Annotated in this window: 19 protein-coding genes and 1 pseudogene; 14 read left to right on the top strand and 6 right to left on the bottom strand. The window is 35.1% G+C overall.

Annotation, left to right across the window (positions count from 1 at the left end; translation table 11 throughout):
- Positions 1 to 91: 91 nt before the first annotated feature.
- Positions 92 to 1,036 carry an LCP family glycopolymer transferase gene (locus tag NST46_RS00100; protein ID WP_095311098.1) on the bottom strand — a complete coding sequence of 315 codons (945 nt, stop codon included), beginning with the start codon at positions 1,034 to 1,036 and terminating at the stop codon, positions 92 to 94.
- A 261-nt stretch (positions 1,037 to 1,297) separates the two neighbouring features.
- Positions 1,298 to 1,900, bottom strand: coding sequence for a class D sortase (locus NST46_RS00095; protein ID WP_341136553.1), 603 nt, complete (start codon positions 1,898 to 1,900; stop codon positions 1,298 to 1,300).
- 559 nt (positions 1,901 to 2,459) lie between these two features.
- Between NST46_RS00095 and NST46_RS00090 the strand changes: the two genes are divergently transcribed.
- The 8 genes from NST46_RS00090 to motS all read left to right on the top strand — a co-directional run bounded on the left by NST46_RS00090 (position 2,460) and on the right by motS (position 7,872).
- Positions 2,460 to 3,092, top strand: coding sequence for a TasA family protein (locus NST46_RS00090; RefSeq protein ID WP_341136552.1), 633 nt, complete (start codon positions 2,460 to 2,462; stop codon positions 3,090 to 3,092).
- A gap of 99 nt (positions 3,093 to 3,191) precedes the next feature.
- Positions 3,192 to 3,758 carry a TasA family protein gene (locus tag NST46_RS00085; RefSeq protein ID WP_158586316.1) on the top strand — a complete coding sequence of 189 codons (567 nt, stop codon included), beginning with the start codon at positions 3,192 to 3,194 and terminating at the stop codon, positions 3,756 to 3,758.
- A 155-nt stretch (positions 3,759 to 3,913) separates the two neighbouring features.
- Positions 3,914 to 4,777: an amyloid fiber anchoring/assembly protein TapA gene (tapA, locus tag NST46_RS00080; protein ID WP_341136551.1), complete on the top strand. Its 864-nt coding sequence runs from the start codon at positions 3,914 to 3,916 to the stop codon at positions 4,775 to 4,777.
- Complete coding sequence (sipW, locus tag NST46_RS00075; protein WP_341136550.1) at positions 4,774 to 5,346, top strand: signal peptidase I SipW; 573 nt, start codon at positions 4,774 to 4,776, stop codon at positions 5,344 to 5,346. Before tapA ends, sipW begins: the two co-directional genes overlap by 4 nt.
- Positions 5,347 to 5,378: 32 nt before the next feature.
- A complete protein-coding gene (locus NST46_RS00070; protein WP_251659212.1) occupies positions 5,379 to 6,017 on the top strand; it encodes an LPXTG cell wall anchor domain-containing protein in 639 nt (212 codons plus the stop codon).
- Positions 6,018 to 6,264: 247 nt separating this feature from the next.
- Positions 6,265 to 6,393 (top strand): anti-repressor SinI family protein, encoded by a 129-nt coding sequence (locus NST46_RS00065; RefSeq protein WP_251659211.1) that lies wholly within the window; start codon positions 6,265 to 6,267, stop codon positions 6,391 to 6,393.
- Positions 6,394 to 6,471: 78 nt separating this feature from the next.
- Positions 6,472 to 6,801: a helix-turn-helix domain-containing protein gene (locus NST46_RS00060; protein WP_095311112.1), complete on the top strand. Its 330-nt coding sequence runs from the start codon at positions 6,472 to 6,474 to the stop codon at positions 6,799 to 6,801.
- Positions 6,802 to 7,095: 294 nt separating this feature from the next.
- Positions 7,096 to 7,872 carry a flagellar motor protein MotS gene (motS, locus tag NST46_RS00055; RefSeq protein WP_095311114.1) on the top strand — a complete coding sequence of 259 codons (777 nt, stop codon included), beginning with the start codon at positions 7,096 to 7,098 and terminating at the stop codon, positions 7,870 to 7,872.
- Between the two features lie 335 nt (positions 7,873 to 8,207).
- Here motS and NST46_RS00050 read toward each other — a convergent pair whose 3' ends face one another.
- The 3 genes from NST46_RS00050 to NST46_RS00040 are packed head-to-tail and all read right to left on the bottom strand — an operon-like array spanning position 8,208 to position 11,663.
- Positions 8,208 to 8,951: an aspartate/glutamate racemase family protein gene (locus tag NST46_RS00050; protein WP_095311118.1), complete on the bottom strand. Its 744-nt coding sequence runs from the start codon at positions 8,949 to 8,951 to the stop codon at positions 8,208 to 8,210.
- Positions 8,952 to 8,980: 29 nt separating this feature from the next.
- Positions 8,981 to 10,456, bottom strand: coding sequence for a UDP-N-acetylmuramoyl-L-alanyl-D-glutamate--2,6-diaminopimelate ligase (locus NST46_RS00045; protein ID WP_303448180.1), 1,476 nt, complete (start codon positions 10,454 to 10,456; stop codon positions 8,981 to 8,983).
- Positions 10,457 to 10,478: 22 nt separating this feature from the next.
- Positions 10,479 to 11,663, bottom strand: a complete 1,185-nt coding sequence (locus NST46_RS00040; protein WP_095311121.1) for a carboxylate--amine ligase — start codon at positions 11,661 to 11,663, stop codon at positions 10,479 to 10,481.
- A 321-nt stretch (positions 11,664 to 11,984) separates the two neighbouring features.
- On the opposite strand from NST46_RS00040, the gene NST46_RS00035 reads away from it, so the two are divergent.
- Together NST46_RS00035 and NST46_RS00030 are read left to right on the top strand one after the other, a co-directional pair.
- Positions 11,985 to 12,491, top strand: coding sequence for a VanZ family protein (locus NST46_RS00035; RefSeq protein WP_341136549.1), 507 nt, complete (start codon positions 11,985 to 11,987; stop codon positions 12,489 to 12,491).
- Between the two features lie 133 nt (positions 12,492 to 12,624).
- Positions 12,625 to 12,789, top strand: coding sequence for a hypothetical protein (locus NST46_RS00030; RefSeq protein WP_158586267.1), 165 nt, complete (start codon positions 12,625 to 12,627; stop codon positions 12,787 to 12,789).
- A 36-nt stretch (positions 12,790 to 12,825) separates the two neighbouring features.
- Here NST46_RS00030 and NST46_RS00025 read toward each other — a convergent pair whose 3' ends face one another.
- Positions 12,826 to 13,482, bottom strand: a complete 657-nt coding sequence (locus NST46_RS00025) for a YigZ family protein (protein ID WP_341136548.1) — start codon at positions 13,480 to 13,482, stop codon at positions 12,826 to 12,828.
- 169 nt (positions 13,483 to 13,651) lie between these two features.
- Between NST46_RS00025 and NST46_RS00020 the strand changes: the two genes are divergently transcribed.
- The 4 genes and pseudogenes from NST46_RS00020 to NST46_RS00005 all read left to right on the top strand — a co-directional run.
- Positions 13,652 to 14,782, top strand: coding sequence for a sensor histidine kinase (locus tag NST46_RS00020; RefSeq protein ID WP_095311125.1), 1,131 nt, complete (start codon positions 13,652 to 13,654; stop codon positions 14,780 to 14,782).
- A gap of 174 nt (positions 14,783 to 14,956) precedes the next feature.
- Positions 14,957 to 15,649, top strand: a complete 693-nt coding sequence (locus NST46_RS00015; RefSeq protein WP_095311127.1) for a response regulator — start codon at positions 14,957 to 14,959, stop codon at positions 15,647 to 15,649.
- A gap of 273 nt (positions 15,650 to 15,922) precedes the next feature.
- A complete protein-coding gene (locus NST46_RS00010; RefSeq protein ID WP_118889656.1) occupies positions 15,923 to 16,765 on the top strand; it encodes a DegV family protein in 843 nt (280 codons plus the stop codon).
- Between the two features lie 82 nt (positions 16,766 to 16,847).
- Positions 16,848 to 17,293 (top strand): annotated as a pseudogene (locus tag NST46_RS00005) (DNA/RNA helicase); the annotation flags it as partial.

The raw sequence follows: 17,293 nt of genomic DNA, 5'->3' as shown, positions 1-17,293 counted from the left end.
TAGTTAAATAAGTTTATTAGTTTGTCCAGAGAAGAAAAGCCACACTGTTTATTCAAGATACAGGTGACTTTTCTAGTAATTACGGGTATTGTTATTTTGCTTCCATATGAGCTGTTATGTCTGATGTGATTCGGCTAAACTCTTCATCTGGAACCATATAATACCAAACACCACCAATAGTTTGTCCCGATCCATTTATCTCCATTGTAGTGATGCTTCGTCTAGCACCAGCATAGTCTGTAAATAACGTTTGAATTTTCTTCATATCTAAATCTGTTTGTACATTATCGCCTAAAATGGTAAGAATCTCTCCGACCTTTGTAATGCTGGAAAAACTAGCTGCTTCATTCATTGCTGCAGCAATAACATTACGTTGCCGTTCATTTCTCCCCATATCGCCACGCGGGTCTTCATAACGCATACGAATATAGTCAAGTGCTTCTTCGCCATTCAGGCTAATTTGGCCTTCAGGGAACGTGTGTCCACCACTTGAAAACGCCAAGCTGTTGTTAACTGTAACTCCGCCTAAAGCGTCAATTCCTTGTTGAAATCCTTCCATATTCACTCTCGCATAAACATGAACAGGTAAATTAAAAGCTTCTTCTACTGTTTGAACAGATAAATCAACTCCACCAAATGCATACGCGTGATTGATTTTATCCATACCGCGTCCCGGGATATTTACATATGTATCTCTCGGAATACTAAGCATGATGATTTCATTTGTTTTTGGATTTATGGACATTAGAATCATTGTATCAGAACGACCTTTATCTCCTGAACGTTCATCTACACCTAAAAGTAAAGCATTTAGCGAGTCTTTATTTGAAAAAATCGAATCGATTTGCTTTTGGCGATCCGGATCTTCGTCTCTCGCTAATGGATTATGCATCGTTTCAATCGTTGCCCCCACTTCATTCCATAAATAAAATACAAATCCCCCAATTAGCAAAAATAATCCAACTACGATTCCTACGACCCATCGCAGCCATTTCCGTTTTTTCTTATTTTGTTTTTTGTCAGATCTTGATACCACGTGTATTCTCCTCTTTATTAAAATGTAAAAATTATAGGACTTCTTAATGATGAATGATGTAAAAAAATATCAAATCTTGGATAAATTATAAACGAAATAGTGAATTTAGTCTATGAAAAATGTATGAAGATTTCATAAGTGCTGTATAGATTTTTTTTGGCAGAAAAGAAAGTGATTGCATATTTCTTTCCACATCAGCGCAACTAAGACATTCGCTAAAGGCGTGCGATTGCCTTAGGTTTCTAATAGAAAATTGCAAGTCTACTCATTTATGTCATTAGAAACTGGAAGCGCAGTAATAATATACCGGTCTGGTGCACTACCTATAAATGAAAAAGGGTAGCAGGTTGTTAATGTTAACACTTCCTCATCATGCGGAACAATAATTGTACGATCATCAGCATCCACTATTTTGGTATCTGTAATTTCATAGGAAAATTCTCCATAAGGTAATTGAATTGTTAATATATCACCAATCTCTAGTTCTCCCATTCGTCGAAACACTGTATCCCGGTGTCCAGATAATACAATTTGGTCGTTTTGCAGAGGATAGGCAGTCCCTTGATAATGTCCGACACCTTTAGCAAGCTCGTCCTCATGTGTACCTTCAACGATTGGAAGGTCTGCCTCCAATTTTGGAATATGTAGGATACCAACTGTTTCCCCAGTATCTGGCGAGAAATCCTTAGCTAGTTCAGATTGATCTTTGGATGGGGCAGAAATGAAAGATGCTTTATCATCAAGCAAAGTTTGTGCTTCAGCGATGCTTTCTTTTTGCGCCGTTTCCGTTTGATACCATTGAAATCCACCAAAAGCAAGGAATGCAAAACCGATAACAATAATAAACAACGAAATTTTATTCATAGGACATGCTCCTTATGATTAGGCTTACATTAAGTATAGCCAATTTAAACGATACTTTAAAGGCTAAATTTTTAAACGAATTATCAAAAAAGAGTAGGGTGTTTGAAAGAAAAAAACTGTTGTTCATTATAAAGGTCGTTAAATAATTAAAAAAATTAAAAATGTCAGTATATTTAAGGAAACGGGAGAATTTAAAAGTAAATAGTTCTTTATAACGGATAAATGAACGAATTTGAGTGTTTCTTATTTGAGGAAAATAAATTATACTCCAATTAAATCGTTCGTTATTAAGAATTAAAAACAGCTAATAAAGAACGATAGCGGTTTGTCAGGTTACATATGAAAGGAGGGTTGTTGCTGTATCCAGCTTCGTTCGTTAAATAGTATTCGTTTTAGCAGTAAAAGTAGTAGCTTATGAGCGAACAGCGACAATTGAGTGTTAGCTACGTGGGATATAAAAATTCCCATTTTGCATGTTGCTTAGGTTTCCATTTAGGAATCTTTTCACATGCCAAGTTTTTAAGAAATCATTTTATAAAATTAAAGGAGGAATTTTACAATGAGTTTAAAGAAAAAATTAGGTGCAGGGGTAGCAACAGCGGTATTAGGATTAGGTTTAATCGGTGGGGGCGTATTTGCTTATTTTAGTGACTCGGAAACTACGAATAATACGTTTGCAGCAGGTACTTTAGATTTATCAGTAGATCCAACTGTAATTATTGATGTAGATAATTTAAAACCTGGAGATATAATGGTTCGTGAATTTGTATTAGGAAATGAAGGATCACTTGATATTTCAACAGTTGATATATCTACAGTAACTAATGTTATTGATGCGAAGGGTGACAATACTGATGATTTTGCTAAACATATTAAAGTACTATTCCTAGAAAATGCGGATAAAACTGGCGATGGCTGGGTTATTGGAGATTATAATGATGTAATTTCTGAAACAACTTTATATGATCTTCAAAATCAGACTCCTGATGGCGTAGAAAACGTCCAAAGTTGGGTGACTCATTTCTTTGGATTGAATGGTGAAGATAGTGGCTTATCAGCTGGTACAAGTGACAATATGTACGTAGCATTCGAATTTGTTGATAATGGTGAAGATCAAAATGAATTCCAAGGCGATGCATTAGAGCTTGAATGGACATTTACAGCTCATCAATCAGAAGGCGAACTTAGATAAGTTGAAACCGGAGGAGAGTATTTCTCCTCCTACATAAGTATCAAATTAAAAATACCATAATCATAAGCTAATCAATAAACCCATGAGAGGAGAATCTTATTGAACATAAAAAAAAGTTTAACCGTCAGCTTCATTACTGCTGCACTAGGTATCAGTTTGGTCACGGGTGGAACATTTGCCTACTTTAAAGATACAGAGGAAACTGCAAATACGTTTGCAGCGGGACTCTTGGACTTAGGGATAAACAAGGAATCCATCATTAAGATAGAAAACATCGTCCCTGGTGACACCATTAATGGAAATTTTGAACTTACAAATGACGGAACAGTAGACATGAAGGAAGTTATCTTGAATTCCTCCTACGAAGTTATTGACAAGGGCGAAAAAAATAATGGAGACGATTTAGGTGATCACATACTTGTAGAATATTTATATCATGTGAATGGAAAAGAGAACGTAGTATTTAAAGAAACGCTTGCGGATTTGACTGATAACCCAAAAACGATTTTAGAAGATTTCACGGTGAAAAGTAATCCTAAAAAATTTACTGTACGATTCAGTTTTGTAGAAAATGACAAGAACCAAAATCATTTTCAACAAGATTCCCTAAAACTGAAATGGGAGTTTGAGGCGATTCAAAGGGATGGGAAACCTAATTTTCAATAAATAATGAATGAAGTAATTGCATGTAGAGGGAGATGGTATTTTCATTCTCCTTCTAAATTAAATTTATACATATTCATTAGCATAAAACGTAAAGTTACATGCTAATGAATATGTATAAAAGGTAGATATTTTGAAAGGCGGAGATAGGTTTGCGAATGAGTCGTTTAAATAAATTTAAACAAAAGAATCAATTGCTATTCCTGCTATTAAAAGTTTCGTTAATTTGGTATGTTCTTCTATTTTCAATTAACTATGTAACTTCCGATACAGCAGCACACTTTACGAATTCGAAAGAAACATCAGGTGATGTAACGATTGGCACTTGGGAAGACCCGGATAGCTATTTACGTTTTACCTCCAAAGGAAATGACAACATAAAAGCTTGTAAGGCCGTAAAAATTTCTACAGATATAAAAAACACTGGACCTGGAGATATAAAAGAAAGCAGTTCTTATCACGTGTATTATATTGAAAATGGAAATCCAGAAAAAGACGGAGAGAAACTAAAATTAGGTAAAGGTGAAGGGGTAATCCCTCCGCTTGATAAAGGAAAATCAACCAAACTTAATTTCCAAGCAAGTTCACCTGGAGTCTATGTATTTACGACAAAAGAGATTGCTGGGGATTCTAGTAGTAAAACGATTTGGAGTAAGTGGATAAAGATAAATTGTCCTTCCTCGAAAACGGCTGATAAAGAAGAAATTCCTCTAGATAAAAGTACTGAGAATACAGAAGAAAAAGAGTCAAAACCGCAAACGAATGAAACGAAAGATAATGGTGAGAAGCAAGTTGAATCCGAATCAACTGTAGAGGAAACCGAAAGTACGGAAGAAAAAAAGGAAGATAAAAGTAAAGAAGACAAAGATAAAGAAGAAAAGGTAATTGAAGAAGAAGTCGAAACGGAAGTTGAAGAAGTTAAAGAAGAGGCAAACGCGTCAGTGAAAAGCAAAGAACAAAATCTTAAAGAAGCAGAGAATAAAGAAGAAATAACAAACGAACAGGAAGGTGAGAAAGAATGAAAGCAAGGAAAGTCTTAAAGTGGATAAATCGAATTGTTTCAAATGTTCTTGTGATTTTACTGATTTGTGTAGCAGCTCTTGTACTATCAACTAAGTTGACAGGTGGGGAACCAGAGGTATTTGGCTATCAATTGAAGACGGTGCTTTCTGGGTCAATGGAACCTGATATTCAAACAGGATCAATAATTGCTGTACGTTCTATTACAGAAGAAGAAAAAAGCAATTTCGTAAAAGGCGATGTCATTACGTTTATGGAAGAAGACAATAAACTGATTACGCATAGGGTTACAGAGGTAAAAGAAACAGGAAGCGGTGTTCTTTATACGACAAAAGGTGATAATAATAATGCTGTAGATAGCAATCCAGTTTTGGCAGATAATGTTGTAGGTGCATATGAGGGATTCACTATTCCTTACGTTGGATACGTCGGTAGTTTTGCTCAATCACCTAATGGAAGTATTGTATTTATGATCGTTCCGGGAATATTGATGCTAGGCTATTCTGGATTTACGATATGGCGAGCGTTAAGAAAATTAGAAGAAAAAGAGAATGTTGCAGATGCAAAATAGGCATACATGTCAATGATACGAGGAAGGTGCTTATGAAACTCCCAAAAATAATTCCGTTACTATTAATTGTACTAAGTGCTTTCTCTATGAATATAACAAATCCATCATCGGTTTCTGCTGCTGATGAAATAACAATTGATATTTTACCAGAAGAAGTACTACTTAACATTGATAACATGAAACCTGGAGATTGGGCTCCAAGATCTGTTGTTGTACAAAATAACGGTATATTGGATTTTGATTATTTCGTATCCGTTAGACCATATGGGGATTCAATGAAACTTTATAATGAATTATTACTGGAAATCAGCGACTCGGATGAAATCCTATACAATGGTAAGCTGCAGGATTTTAATGGATTAGCCGCTCGTACGTTAGAGAGTTCCCGTGAAGAGACGTTGGAATTCACAGTGCGATTTCCAGAACATTTGGGTAACGATTTTCAAGGATTGAATGCAAATTTTTATCTGCTGTTTACAGCCGAAGGGGAAAGCGATGACCGAGATGAACAATCTATTGCTGGCGCAGTTAGCAGTGGAGGAAACTCGCCTCACGACGGTTCTCCACTTCCAAGTACAGCAACCGACATTTTTAACTTTCTTCTTATCGGGCTGATTCTGTTATTAGCAGGTACGATAATCTATTTTTACAATAGAAAAAGAGCATTATAGTACTTATTTATCAGGTGGGAAAGGTGTACGGATAGCGTGCGAAATAAGTAACAATTTTAATTTCTTATACTACAAAACTAGTGTCTATATGACAAAACAAGTCACCCAATTAATGCTAAATATATAGTAAAATATGCTTATGTATTGATTGTTATAAGTAATCGCGTTTGAGGTTGAGGCAGGATTTTTAGTCAAAAGCCTTACTGGTAATAACTAAATTATCTGGATTAGTGATGGAGGCGGAATTGTGGATAAGGTAATTGAAATTGTTGCGTTTGATCAAGAATGGATTACATTAATAAAAAGTGCGAAAAAACTAGGTATATCGTTAGAGGAAGTTCGGCAGTTTCTGAATAGTGCAAGTAAAAAGATATAAGTTTGATTTAATTTTTGCTAACAATAGAACTCTTCACCGTAATTATGATATAATTCGCAGAGAAAGTAGGTGAAGAACTTGATCGGTGAAAAAATCAAACAATTACGAAAAGAAAAGCGGATGACGATTTCAGAGCTTGCTGAAAAAGCGGGAGTAGCGAAGTCCTATTTAAGCTCGATTGAGCGAAACCTTCAGTCAAACCCATCGATCCAGTTTATCGAGAAAATCAGTCAAGTGTTAGGCGTTTCTGTGAACGATTTGATAAATGATAGTAATTCGATAGTTGAAACAGAGTTAGATAGTGAATGGATGAAAATAGTAAAAGAGGCAATGGAGTCTGGGGTTTCTAAAGAACAATTTAAGGAATATCTTGAATTTAATAAATGGCGACAAGAACAAGATAAATAGGTCACCTAACCGTTTAGCACCATGCTTTACGGTTTTTTGATGTGCAACGTAATACACGTTCCCTGCTCTTGTGAAATAAGAAGCTCAAGTAACCATTAAATAGCCAATGAAGAAAACGCATAAGATATATATTGAAATCTTTAAAGATTGGAATCCATATTAACTTTGTAAGATTATTGCCGATATAAATAATATATAGCAAAGGTGTACAAACAGTTATAGAAATTGAATTTTATAGCTTGAAGCGTATTTTGATAAACGATTAATCTAGATTTTTTACGGAGGAAAGCATTAATGAAACGTAGAGAAACTAGGAAACGGAATGAGAGAGGTACACCGAAATGGATGGTTACATACTCAGATATGGTTACCCTAATTCTCGTTTTCTTCATTTTATTATTCTCCATGTCACAAATTGATTTGAATAAATTTAAAGCGATATCGCAATCTTTTCAAGATAGAATGATACTTGATTTTTCTTCATCAGCTGTGCCGATGGATAATCCAACAGAGCAAATTAACCAAGATGATGATTTGGGAGAAATGCCGAATGAATTTGAATTTCCATCACAGGATAAAGAGGTGATGAATCAAGAAGAGGCAGAAAAGGAAGATCCATTAAATGGTTTATTAGAAGATATCGAATCCTATTTGAATGAAAATGATTTAAATGAGGTTATTACCGCTAATAGAACAGAACGAGGCATTGTATTAGTGTTACAGGACAGCATTTTTTTCGAATCTGGTGAAGCAGACATTCTAGAAGAAGGGGAGCCCTTTTTGCAAGAAATCGGCTATCTGCTTATGGAAATCCCTAATGAAGTAAAGGTTGAAGGGCACACGGACAGCCGACCGATGAGCAGTTTTCGTTATCCATCAAACTGGGAACTTTCTGGTGGGCGAGCAAGTAGTGTCGTACGGTATTTGATTGAGGAGTTTAATATTGATGAATCTCGCTTTTCAATAGCTGGATATGGTGAGACAAGACCGAGAGTACCGAATGATACAGAAGCGAACATGCGGGAAAACAGAAGAGTGGAAATAATTATCTTGAATACAGGTGAGGAATAGATTGTTTCCATTTGAACTGTAAAGGTATCAGCTTATAGATTATAGGTATAATGAAAAAGGCTATGATATTGTATCATAGCCTTTTCGTTTGACTTGTCTTGGAGAATTTACATGTGCGGATTCTTAAGATTTACTTCATACCATTTCTTATCCAATGATTCAGTTTCCGCTATGGCTTTCATGCTGGCGTTTGGAAAAATCTTTTTGACATTTTCAACTTCACTATCAGTTAACCTTAATTCTCTATGGTACGTACCATCCTTGAAGGAGTCTCTAATGAAAGATTCGAACGTTACATTCTGGCTTAATTTCAACACAATTTAATTCCCCCTAAATTACGGATTACTAATGGTGTGGTGACGATTTAAAATGGAGCTCTTAAGTGATTTTCCAGATAAGATAATTGAATTTTCTACAAGGACTTCCATCGGGTCTACACAATATTTTTTAATCTCAGGATCTAAGTAGACAGAAGATAATTCTGTACAACCTAAAATTACAGACGAACAATTTTCATTTGTAATCAGATGTTGAATCATATCCTCCAACTCATAAGGCTGATAATTAACATCTGCTTTGATGTTGTAGATCGTACGCATAATTCTTTGTTGATCGAATTCACTCGGGTGATACGGCCTAAGGTTAAAATTCAAGCATTCTCTTTCATATATACCAGTAGCAATTGTGCCATCTGTAGCTAAAATACCAACTTTACTATTCTCTCCATATCTCTTGTTAATAAACGCTGCAGTTTCACGGACCATATTAATAATGTTTACTTTTGTCATATTTTGCATTTGTTCATAAAAATAATGCGATGTATTACAAGGGATAGCTATATTTTCTACTCCTGCCTTTTCCAGAAGTTCAATATCTGGTTTGACTGCATTTAAGAAAGACAATTCTTTACCTTCTAAAATAGCCTTGGTTCTATCTGGCAATGTAGCATGGTTAAGAATAATCATATCGATATGATCTTGGTCTTTGGATGCAACCGTATTTTCTATTATTTTCTCAAAAAATACTTTTGTGGCTAAAGAACCCATTCCGCCAATCACACCTAGCTTTTTGTCTGTCATTATACCACCACCGGTTATTAAAATATTTATTAGAGTGAAACTTTTTCAGCTAAGGCATCTAAAATAATTTCTTTTTCATTAAAAGGAATTTCTGTATCTCCTATAATTTGTGTTGTCTCATGCCCCTTACCAGCAATTACGATCATATCATTGTCTTTGCTAATACGGATTGCATGCTGGATTGCTTTTTCTCGGTCTGGTATTGCTTCAAAGTCACCATTGTTACGAATGATAGCTTCTGTTGTTTCATTTATCATAATGGATGGATTATGTTGTTTTGGATTATCAAGTGTCACAATAGAAAAGTCAGCAAATTCAGCTGCAACCCTACCCATACCTTGTCGTTTTTCTGTTCCATTCTCACTTGTATCAGCGTATACGCCAAACACTAATATGATTTTTCCTTTAACGAAGGGTCTCATAATACTTAATGTTTTTTGGAGTGCGTCTTCCGTGTGTGCAAAATCGACAATAACTTTGAAATCATCTTTTTCATAGATAACTTCAAATCGTCCTTGAATTGTTTTGATATTGTTTATACCCGATTGTATTACTTCCAATGGAATACCATTACTATAAGCACATGCAATAGCTGCTAGGCTATTGAGCACATAAATATCCCCAGGTAAATTTACTTTAATTCTTACACTGCCAGTCGGGGTATTAACTGTATATAGAGTATGATCGAAAGCATAATGGATATCCGTTGCACAGATATCTGCTTTACTATGAATACCATACGTGATTAACTTTGGATTATCGTTCTTAACCATTTCAATCAATTGTTGTCCATAGTAATCATCGGCATTTATAATGTTGTAATCGCTGGTCATTTTGAACAACTTTGCTTTTTCCCCAAAATACTCCTCCATATTTTTATGGAGTTCTAAATGGTCAGGTGATAGATTTGTAAAAATTGCCGTATTGAACTTACTATATGCTACACGCTGTAGGCTTATTGCATGGGATGATGCTTCCATAATACAATTATCGATCTTTTCCGTGACCATTTCTGAGAAGAAATATTGAAGATCTAATGACATAGGCGTTGTGTTTTTATTTTTAACTACTTTATTATTCATCACGGTTCCTAGTGTACCAATAAGCGCAATGGACTTTCTTGCTTCTTCATAAATAGATTTAACAAAATAAGTAGTTGATGTCTTCCCATTTGTCCCTGTTATACCAATCAAATTTAGGTTTTCTGTAGGATTATTATAAAAATTACTGGAGACATTTGCTAACGCATTTCTTGAATTAGCTACTTTTAAAACGGTTATCCCTTTATCAACTGTTATCGCTTTTTCAGAGATGATAACAGAAGCCCCCTGTTTAATTGCATTATGAATAAAAGCATGTCCATCAAATTGAAAACCAGAAATCGCAACGAATATACCATCCTTTGTAACGTTTCTAGAATCGTAGGCAATTGCTTTAATATCTTTATTTAAATCACCTTGAACTATATCAAACTGCATGCCCTGTATAATGGATGTTAATAACATAATTGAGCGCTCCTTTTATTACCTATCGTTTTGTAACTTTATGAAATACTTTTCCGAACAAATTTGCAGCAAATGAAAATGCAGGCTTCGGATCGTTCCAGTCCCAGATTGCATATGCTTTTGGTCTAAATAAAGATTTAAGAACCGTCATCGCTGACAGTTGACCAGTCTTAATATAATCTTTAACTGCTAACATATCTTCATAAAAATACCAAAATGCTGTATTTGTATTATGATTTACAGCTTTTGGTTCAAGAGGTTGTCCAGTAAGTTCCATATACGTAATGTATGGGAAGTTTAATCCGACTTTGTACAGTAAACTATTCAGGTTTGTAATCCTAGCATTAATTTCAATTAGGTAATAATCACCTGTTTCTGCATCTTTTTTAAATTCGATTTCGGCAAAGCCTTTAAATTTTATTGCTTCTAAAAAGTTAGCCCCTAATTCATATAGCTCCGGTACATGTTTTTGAACGGTATAGACAGAAGCCCCAAAATTAATTGGATATTGACGAAGTTTTCTACATGTAGTCCAATGGGTTACTTTAGCATCTTGATTAAGATATGCATCAAAGGTATACATATGATCATCAAAACCAGGGATGATTCGTTGGATGATAACTTCAAGATCAGCATTTTTTGCTAGCTCTATTTTTTCTTCCAGCTCTTCCATTGAGTGCACTTTAAATAATTTTCTTCTAAACTTCTTTACAAAGTTAGGGGAGTCTACTGGCTTAACTAAACACGGAAACTTAATAATACTTTCGACCTTTTCATGAAAGTTTTCTGTGTCAATCGTTAGTGTTTCAGGAACTTTCATACCTTTTTCCTCTGCTAATTGATGTAGTTTGCCTTTATCCATTACCGTTGTATATAGCCCTTGTTCGGTTTGCGGGATTAGGTAATATTCACGAATCTCATCTAAATAAGCGTCAATAGCTTCCACATATGAATCGTGACAAGGTATAAGAACTGGTTTCACGTCCTGTGACTTTGCATAATCAATTAAAGCATCAATAAATTCTTTTGTTTCATTTTGATAGTGAGGGACAATTAGCTTTTCCGAAACATATTTTGATTCAGCTGCATATCTATTCTCTTCTGAATAGTCCACTGCAACAGTGTGTATGCCATACTTTCCCAAACAGCGAATAGTGCTCAGTCCTAAATAGTAGTTATTTCCTAAAATTACAGCTTTATTATTCATTACTTTCGACTCCTTAACAGAATACGTTTGCGTATATTATTTACTTGTTATATGTCAATAGGTGTTAATATAATATGTTCATAGATTATTAATTATAAAGGTAACTAATCTTAATGTCTATATGAGTATAGTTGATTCTCGACAAAGTTCGCTTGCATATTCAACTTACAATGAAGAGAAATAATGTGTTTTTATAAAAAAAAGCTATATAAAGCGTTATTGTTAAAAAAACTATATAAATTGTGCGGGTTTACATTATAATTACCTTATAATAAATTTTCGCGGGGATTGTATTTTTTTGGGAGGTTTGGTAGATTAATGATGACAAAGTACTACTATTGGGTTCTCCCAATCAGTTGGATGTGTATTATATTTTTTTCTTCAGCAACTCCATATGAGAAGCAGGACATTAAACCATTCCTGAATAATATGGTAGATTTAAGTTTTTTAGAAAGTATAGTGGGTTGGATATCTTTTACGTTTAATAAATCGGTTATAAGTGTGGATACACTTGGTATAAATGGCTTTGTCGAGTTCTTTATACGTAAGGGTACTCATGTGACGGTATACTTTTTATTAGTTTTGTTTTTTTACCTTGCTTTTCGAAAAACTATTGAGAATACAAAGCGTTGGCATTGTCTCGTTTACTCTTATCTGCTGACAGTTTTATACGCTATATCAGATGAGATGCATCAGGGGTTGACGCCGAATCGTACCGCTTATATTGGCGATGTTGGATTAGATAGTTTAGGTGCGTTGCTTGCAGTACTTGTAATTGCATTGTGTTGGAGGAAAAACAGAAGAACAGACAGAAATGTTAAATTTTGACGAAAGATATGATGAACGGAATTTTATTTTTTTATTTTCGACACACTTCGACACCGTTCTATGTAAAATTATGCTACAGTTCTCATTAAATGTAAAAACATAACCTAGAAAACAAGTAAAAGGCGGGAATTTGATGAAAGAGCAAGAAAAGTATAAAGAAATGCTAAGCAAGATGATCGATGAAACAGAGAAGAAAAAAATAATTAGTTCAGAAGATTTAATTAAAAAGCTAATTAGTGAGCTTTCTCGTAGTGAGCGTTTATCAAAATATACACATTCCCAAGTTATAGCAAAATAAAAAAACTGCATCCTCATGCTTGAGAACGCAGTTTTTTTATTCAGCTTCTGTTTCGTTCGATGTAACATCAATTTCAATGTATTTTTGATCGATTGTTTTTAATTCTGCTTGCCCGTTTGTTAAATCAATCATCCAATTTTGAAATGCTTCTGCCTCATCTTGTTTCACGTACACAATAAATTCAACATTTTCCACATAATTTATTGTTTCAAGAAGATGCTCGGAATTTCGGAGTTCATTTTCTGTTTTGCCAAGTAAAGTATAATCGATTGTAATAGAAAAACCTTGCATCAGTTTTCTTCTTACAATGCCGGTTGCTTTAATCGCCTGAGAGGTTGTACCACCATATGCACGAATTAATCCGCCTGCTCCTAGCTTAATGCCGCCGAAGTATCTTGTGACGACAACAGCAGTATCCTTCAACTGTTGTTTCTTCAGAACCTCTAACATCGGCACTCCAGCTGTTCCGCTTGGCTCCCCATCGTCATTTGCCTTTTGAATTTGGTCATGCTCGCCGATAATATATGCTGAACAGTTATGTGTAGCATCTGCATGCTTTTTCTTGATTTCTTGTATAAATTCATGGGCAGCCTCTTCAGTTTCTACTCTACGCACATAACCAATAAACCGCGATTTTTGAATGATTAATTCATCATTTCCATTCTTTTTAACAGTTAAATAGCTTTTTAGCATCTTGATTTTCTCACCTCAAACGAACATGATAGTAGATGTATCGTCTTTCTAAACGTTAAAAAAATAAAAAAATATCAATTACCAGATGAAATTTACGGTTAAAAGGGAAAAGACCCTTTAAAAAATAAAACGATGTACGTATAATTATAACACAGGTTGGTGGGGAATGATGAGTGTAAAAATAACTGAGAAGGCTTTGGATCATGTTATTGATGATATGGTCGAAGTTGTGGAAAATAGTAAAGATGAGATTTTTAATATTAGTGAAGAAGCACGCAAGGAGCACGACCACCTTGTTTTGGAACTGAAAGAAACGAAAGAAAAAGTGCTGCAGCATATTGAAAATGGGGATAAGTTAGAAGAACGCGTACGATTTTCAAGGAAGCGGTTAGCAGAGGTTAGTAAATACTTCGAGCGCTATTCTGAGGAAGATATTCGCGAAGTGTATGAAAATACCCATCTCATGCAAACCAATTTGGCTATTTTACGTCAGGAAGAAAAAGCTTTACGTGATAAACGAGACGAATTAGAAAGAAGGTTAATTACGTTAACTCATACGATCAATCGAGCAGAGGGTTTGGCTGGGAAAATTTCTGTTATTCTTAATTATTTGCAGGATGATTTTAGACAAGTAAATGAAATGATTGAAAATGCTAAGGAAAAACAGGAATTTGGTCTTAAGATAATTGAAGCGCAAGAAGATGAACGACGAAAAATATCCAGAGAAATTCATGATGGACCAGCACAAATGCTTGCGAACATTTTACTTCGGTCTGAGATTGTTGAACGAACTATTCGTAATGGTTCGATGGACGATGCGATAGAAGAAATTAAAAGTGTTCGAAAAATGGTACGTTCCTCATTGTATGAGGTAAGAAGAATCATTTACGACCTTAGACCAATGGCATTAGACGATCTTGGACTTGTGCCTACCATGAAAAAATACGTTGACAGTATTTCAGACTACAGCAAAGTACCGATAGAGTTTTCAGTCTTTGGAGAAGAAAAGCGACTTAATTCAAAATATGAGGTTGCATTTTTTAGATTAATGCAAGAATCCATTCAAAATGCAATAAAACATAGTGAAGCTAGTCAAATTCAAGTGAAGTTAGAAATACGTAGAAACAGCTTAACAATGGTTATTAAAGATAATGGAAAAGGCTTTGATGTTAGCTTGAAAAAGGATAAATCTTTCGGTTTAATTGGGATGCGAGAAAGGGTGGAAATGTTAGAAGGAGAGTTACATATTCAGTCCTCCCCAGGTAAGGGGACAGCGATTATCATAAAAGTTCCCTATTAATCAGGTTACGTATATAATAGGTTATATAGAATTATTGATGCAAATAAAATGAATGAAACATGCATCATTAATCTCATAAAAGAAAATTCATATATAGAGAAAGAAAAATGATCTGTCATAATCATAATAGGGCGTAAAAGAACTAGTATTTAGTATGTGGGAGGAATAAAGGCAATGAATACAGAGAAAAAAATTAGCATTGTATTAATAGATGATCACAAATTATTTCGTGAAGGTGTAAAAAGAATACTAGATTTTGAGCCATCTTTTGAAGTAGTAGCTGAAGGTGATAATGGTGCAGTAGCGTCTAAACTGGTTAAAGAGAACAATCCGGATGTTGTCTTAATGGATATAAATATGCCGGAAATAAATGGAGTGCAGGCGACTGCTGATTTAGTAAGATACTTTCCAAATACGAAAGTAATTATTCTATCTATTCATGATGATGAAAGCTATGTGACACATGCATTGAAAACTGGAGCACAAGGCTACTTATTGAAAGAAATGGATTCCGATTCATTAATTGAAGCGATTAAAGTGGTCAGTGATGGCGGTTCTTACTTACATCCGAAAATTACACATAATCTAGTGAAAGAATATCGACGTCTCGCTAGAGAAAACAGTTCAAGTATCGCTGATAAAGGTATTGAATACCGCAAACCATTACACTTGCTTACAAAGCGTGAATGTCAGGTATTGCAGTTACTGGCCGATGGCAAAAGTAACCGTGCAGTAGCTGAAACCTTATACATCAGTGAAAAGACAGTAAAGAACCATGTAAGTAATATTTTACAAAAAATGAATGTAAACGATCGTACACAGGCAGTAGTTTCAGCTATCCGTAAAGGTTGGGTTGAGGTCATCTAGCTGCATTGTTCTTAAAATACCCTGATGGTACTGATCATCAGGGTATTTTTTCGTGTGTATCTATAGGGTAATTATGATTGAACGACTAATCCGCGAATTTTCGATAAAAAGAAATACCTCTTTGCATGCATCATCAACAAAATTGCGCTCCTAGATAGGTTTTCTACCAATCTCAAAACATACATGAGAAGAAACTGAATAACAAGTGCTTTTTAGAAAAAGTTGAGGTAAAATAAAAAATGACATAAATCGTATTAGAGGTGAAGATAGGTTATGAAAGTTGCTGTAATGACAGATAGCACAGCATATATACCTGCTGAAATAAGAGAAATAGCCAATGTTCATATGGTTCCGCTTAGCGTTGTCTTTGGAGATAAATCCTATGAGGAAGAAATAGATATTACAACAGAGGAATTCTATCAAAAAGTAAGAGAAACAAAGCAATTACCAAAAACCTCACAACCTTCCATCGGATATGTAACGACCAAATTAGAAGAGCTAAAAAAAGATTATGATGCAGTTGTGTCCGTCCATCTATCCAGTGGCATCAGCGGGACGTATCAAACAGTTATTAGTGCTGGAGAAATGATAGATGGGATTGATGTTTATGCATATGATTCCGAAATGAGTTGTATGGTACAGGGTTTCTATGCATTGGAAGCAGCAAAAATGGCTGAACAAGGGAAGGCAGTTGGGGAGATTATTCAACGATTAGATGAGATGAAAGAAACCATGAAAGCTTATTTTATGGTAGACGATCTAACTAACTTGCAACGTGGTGGCCGTCTTTCAGGTGCCCAGGCATTGGTTGGAAGTCTCTTGCAAGTAAAGCCAATCCTCCATTTCTCTGAAAAACTTATCGTACCATTTGAAAAAATTCGTACACGTAAAAAGGCGATCAACCGAATTATTGGGATGCTTGAGGAAGATGCCAATAAAGGAAAAGACCTTTCTGTTGTTTTCATCCATGGTAATGATGAAGCATCTGCACTGGAACTACGAGATGCATTTTTACAAAAGTATCCTTCGATGGAAGCGACAATTAGCTATTTTGGACCTGTTATTGGCACCCACCTAGGCGAAGGGGCTATCGGTGTTGGTTGGTATGTGAAATAGTCAGCTGACCAATATAAAAATTAATCGTCATTTCCAGCCGTGAGTCTGGGAATGACGAAATCATGAGAAAGAGAGTGAATTCATGGCAAACAAAATTACGATAAAACAGGATGAATACCACTTGCATTTCGCTGGAAAATTATTATTAAGAAGAGAAATACCTCTAGATGATACAGCCTTCAAACAGTTACTTGCAACGAAACAATTTACTCCGCTAAAACCCATCAAAGAAAAAAACTTCCATCTTCATTGCGAGCGATGTGGCAATGAAAAGTCCTCTCTTTTTGGAAAGTTTCCGTGTACTCAATGTGAATCTACCCATGTTTACTGTCGTAAATGTATTGAGATGGGGAGAGTTAGTGAATGTGAAAAACTTTATTTGTGGACAGGCGAAAAGCCGATTTGGCCGCGGCATGAAAGTCCTTGTACATGGGAGGGAAGTCTTACAGCTGCGCAACAAAAAGCTGCTGATCGTATTGTTAGTGCTATCCGTATAAATGAAAAGGAAACGCTTATTTGGGCTGTATG

Origin of the sequence: Oceanobacillus sp. FSL W7-1309 (assembly GCF_038002145.1) — a bacterium.
GTDB classification, from domain to species: Bacteria; Bacillota; Bacilli; order Bacillales; family Amphibacillaceae; genus Oceanobacillus; species Oceanobacillus profundus.
The sequence above is the reverse complement of the archived record's forward strand: the minus strand, read 5'-3'. Positions and strand labels throughout refer to the sequence as shown.

Excerpts from the sequence above, each read along its gene's own strand:
- NST46_RS00095 (WP_341136553.1), bottom strand. The coding sequence starts at position 1,900 with ATGAATAAAATTTCGTTGTTTATTATTGTTATCGGTTTTGCATTCCTT.
- NST46_RS00090 (WP_341136552.1), top strand. The coding sequence starts at position 2,460 with ATGAGTTTAAAGAAAAAATTAGGTGCAGGGGTAGCAACAGCGGTATTA.
- tapA (WP_341136551.1), top strand. The coding sequence starts at position 3,914 with ATGAGTCGTTTAAATAAATTTAAACAAAAGAATCAATTGCTATTCCTG.
- sipW (WP_341136550.1), top strand. The coding sequence starts at position 4,774 with ATGAAAGCAAGGAAAGTCTTAAAGTGGATAAATCGAATTGTTTCAAAT.
- NST46_RS00070 (WP_251659212.1), top strand. The coding sequence starts at position 5,379 with ATGAAACTCCCAAAAATAATTCCGTTACTATTAATTGTACTAAGTGCT.
- motS (WP_095311114.1), top strand. The coding sequence starts at position 7,096 with ATGAAACGTAGAGAAACTAGGAAACGGAATGAGAGAGGTACACCGAAA.
- NST46_RS00050 (WP_095311118.1), bottom strand. The coding sequence starts at position 8,951 with ATGACAGACAAAAAGCTAGGTGTGATTGGCGGAATGGGTTCTTTAGCC.
- NST46_RS00045 (WP_303448180.1), bottom strand. The coding sequence starts at position 10,456 with ATGTTATTAACATCCATTATACAGGGCATGCAGTTTGATATAGTTCAA.
- NST46_RS00040 (WP_095311121.1), bottom strand. The coding sequence starts at position 11,663 with ATGAATAATAAAGCTGTAATTTTAGGAAATAACTACTATTTAGGACTG.
- NST46_RS00035 (WP_341136549.1), top strand. The coding sequence starts at position 11,985 with ATGACAAAGTACTACTATTGGGTTCTCCCAATCAGTTGGATGTGTATT.
- NST46_RS00030 (WP_158586267.1), top strand. The coding sequence starts at position 12,625 with ATGAAAGAGCAAGAAAAGTATAAAGAAATGCTAAGCAAGATGATCGAT.
- NST46_RS00025 (WP_341136548.1), bottom strand. The coding sequence starts at position 13,482 with ATGCTAAAAAGCTATTTAACTGTTAAAAAGAATGGAAATGATGAATTA.
- NST46_RS00020 (WP_095311125.1), top strand. The coding sequence starts at position 13,652 with ATGAGTGTAAAAATAACTGAGAAGGCTTTGGATCATGTTATTGATGAT.
- NST46_RS00015 (WP_095311127.1), top strand. The coding sequence starts at position 14,957 with ATGAATACAGAGAAAAAAATTAGCATTGTATTAATAGATGATCACAAA.
- NST46_RS00010 (WP_118889656.1), top strand. The coding sequence starts at position 15,923 with ATGAAAGTTGCTGTAATGACAGATAGCACAGCATATATACCTGCTGAA.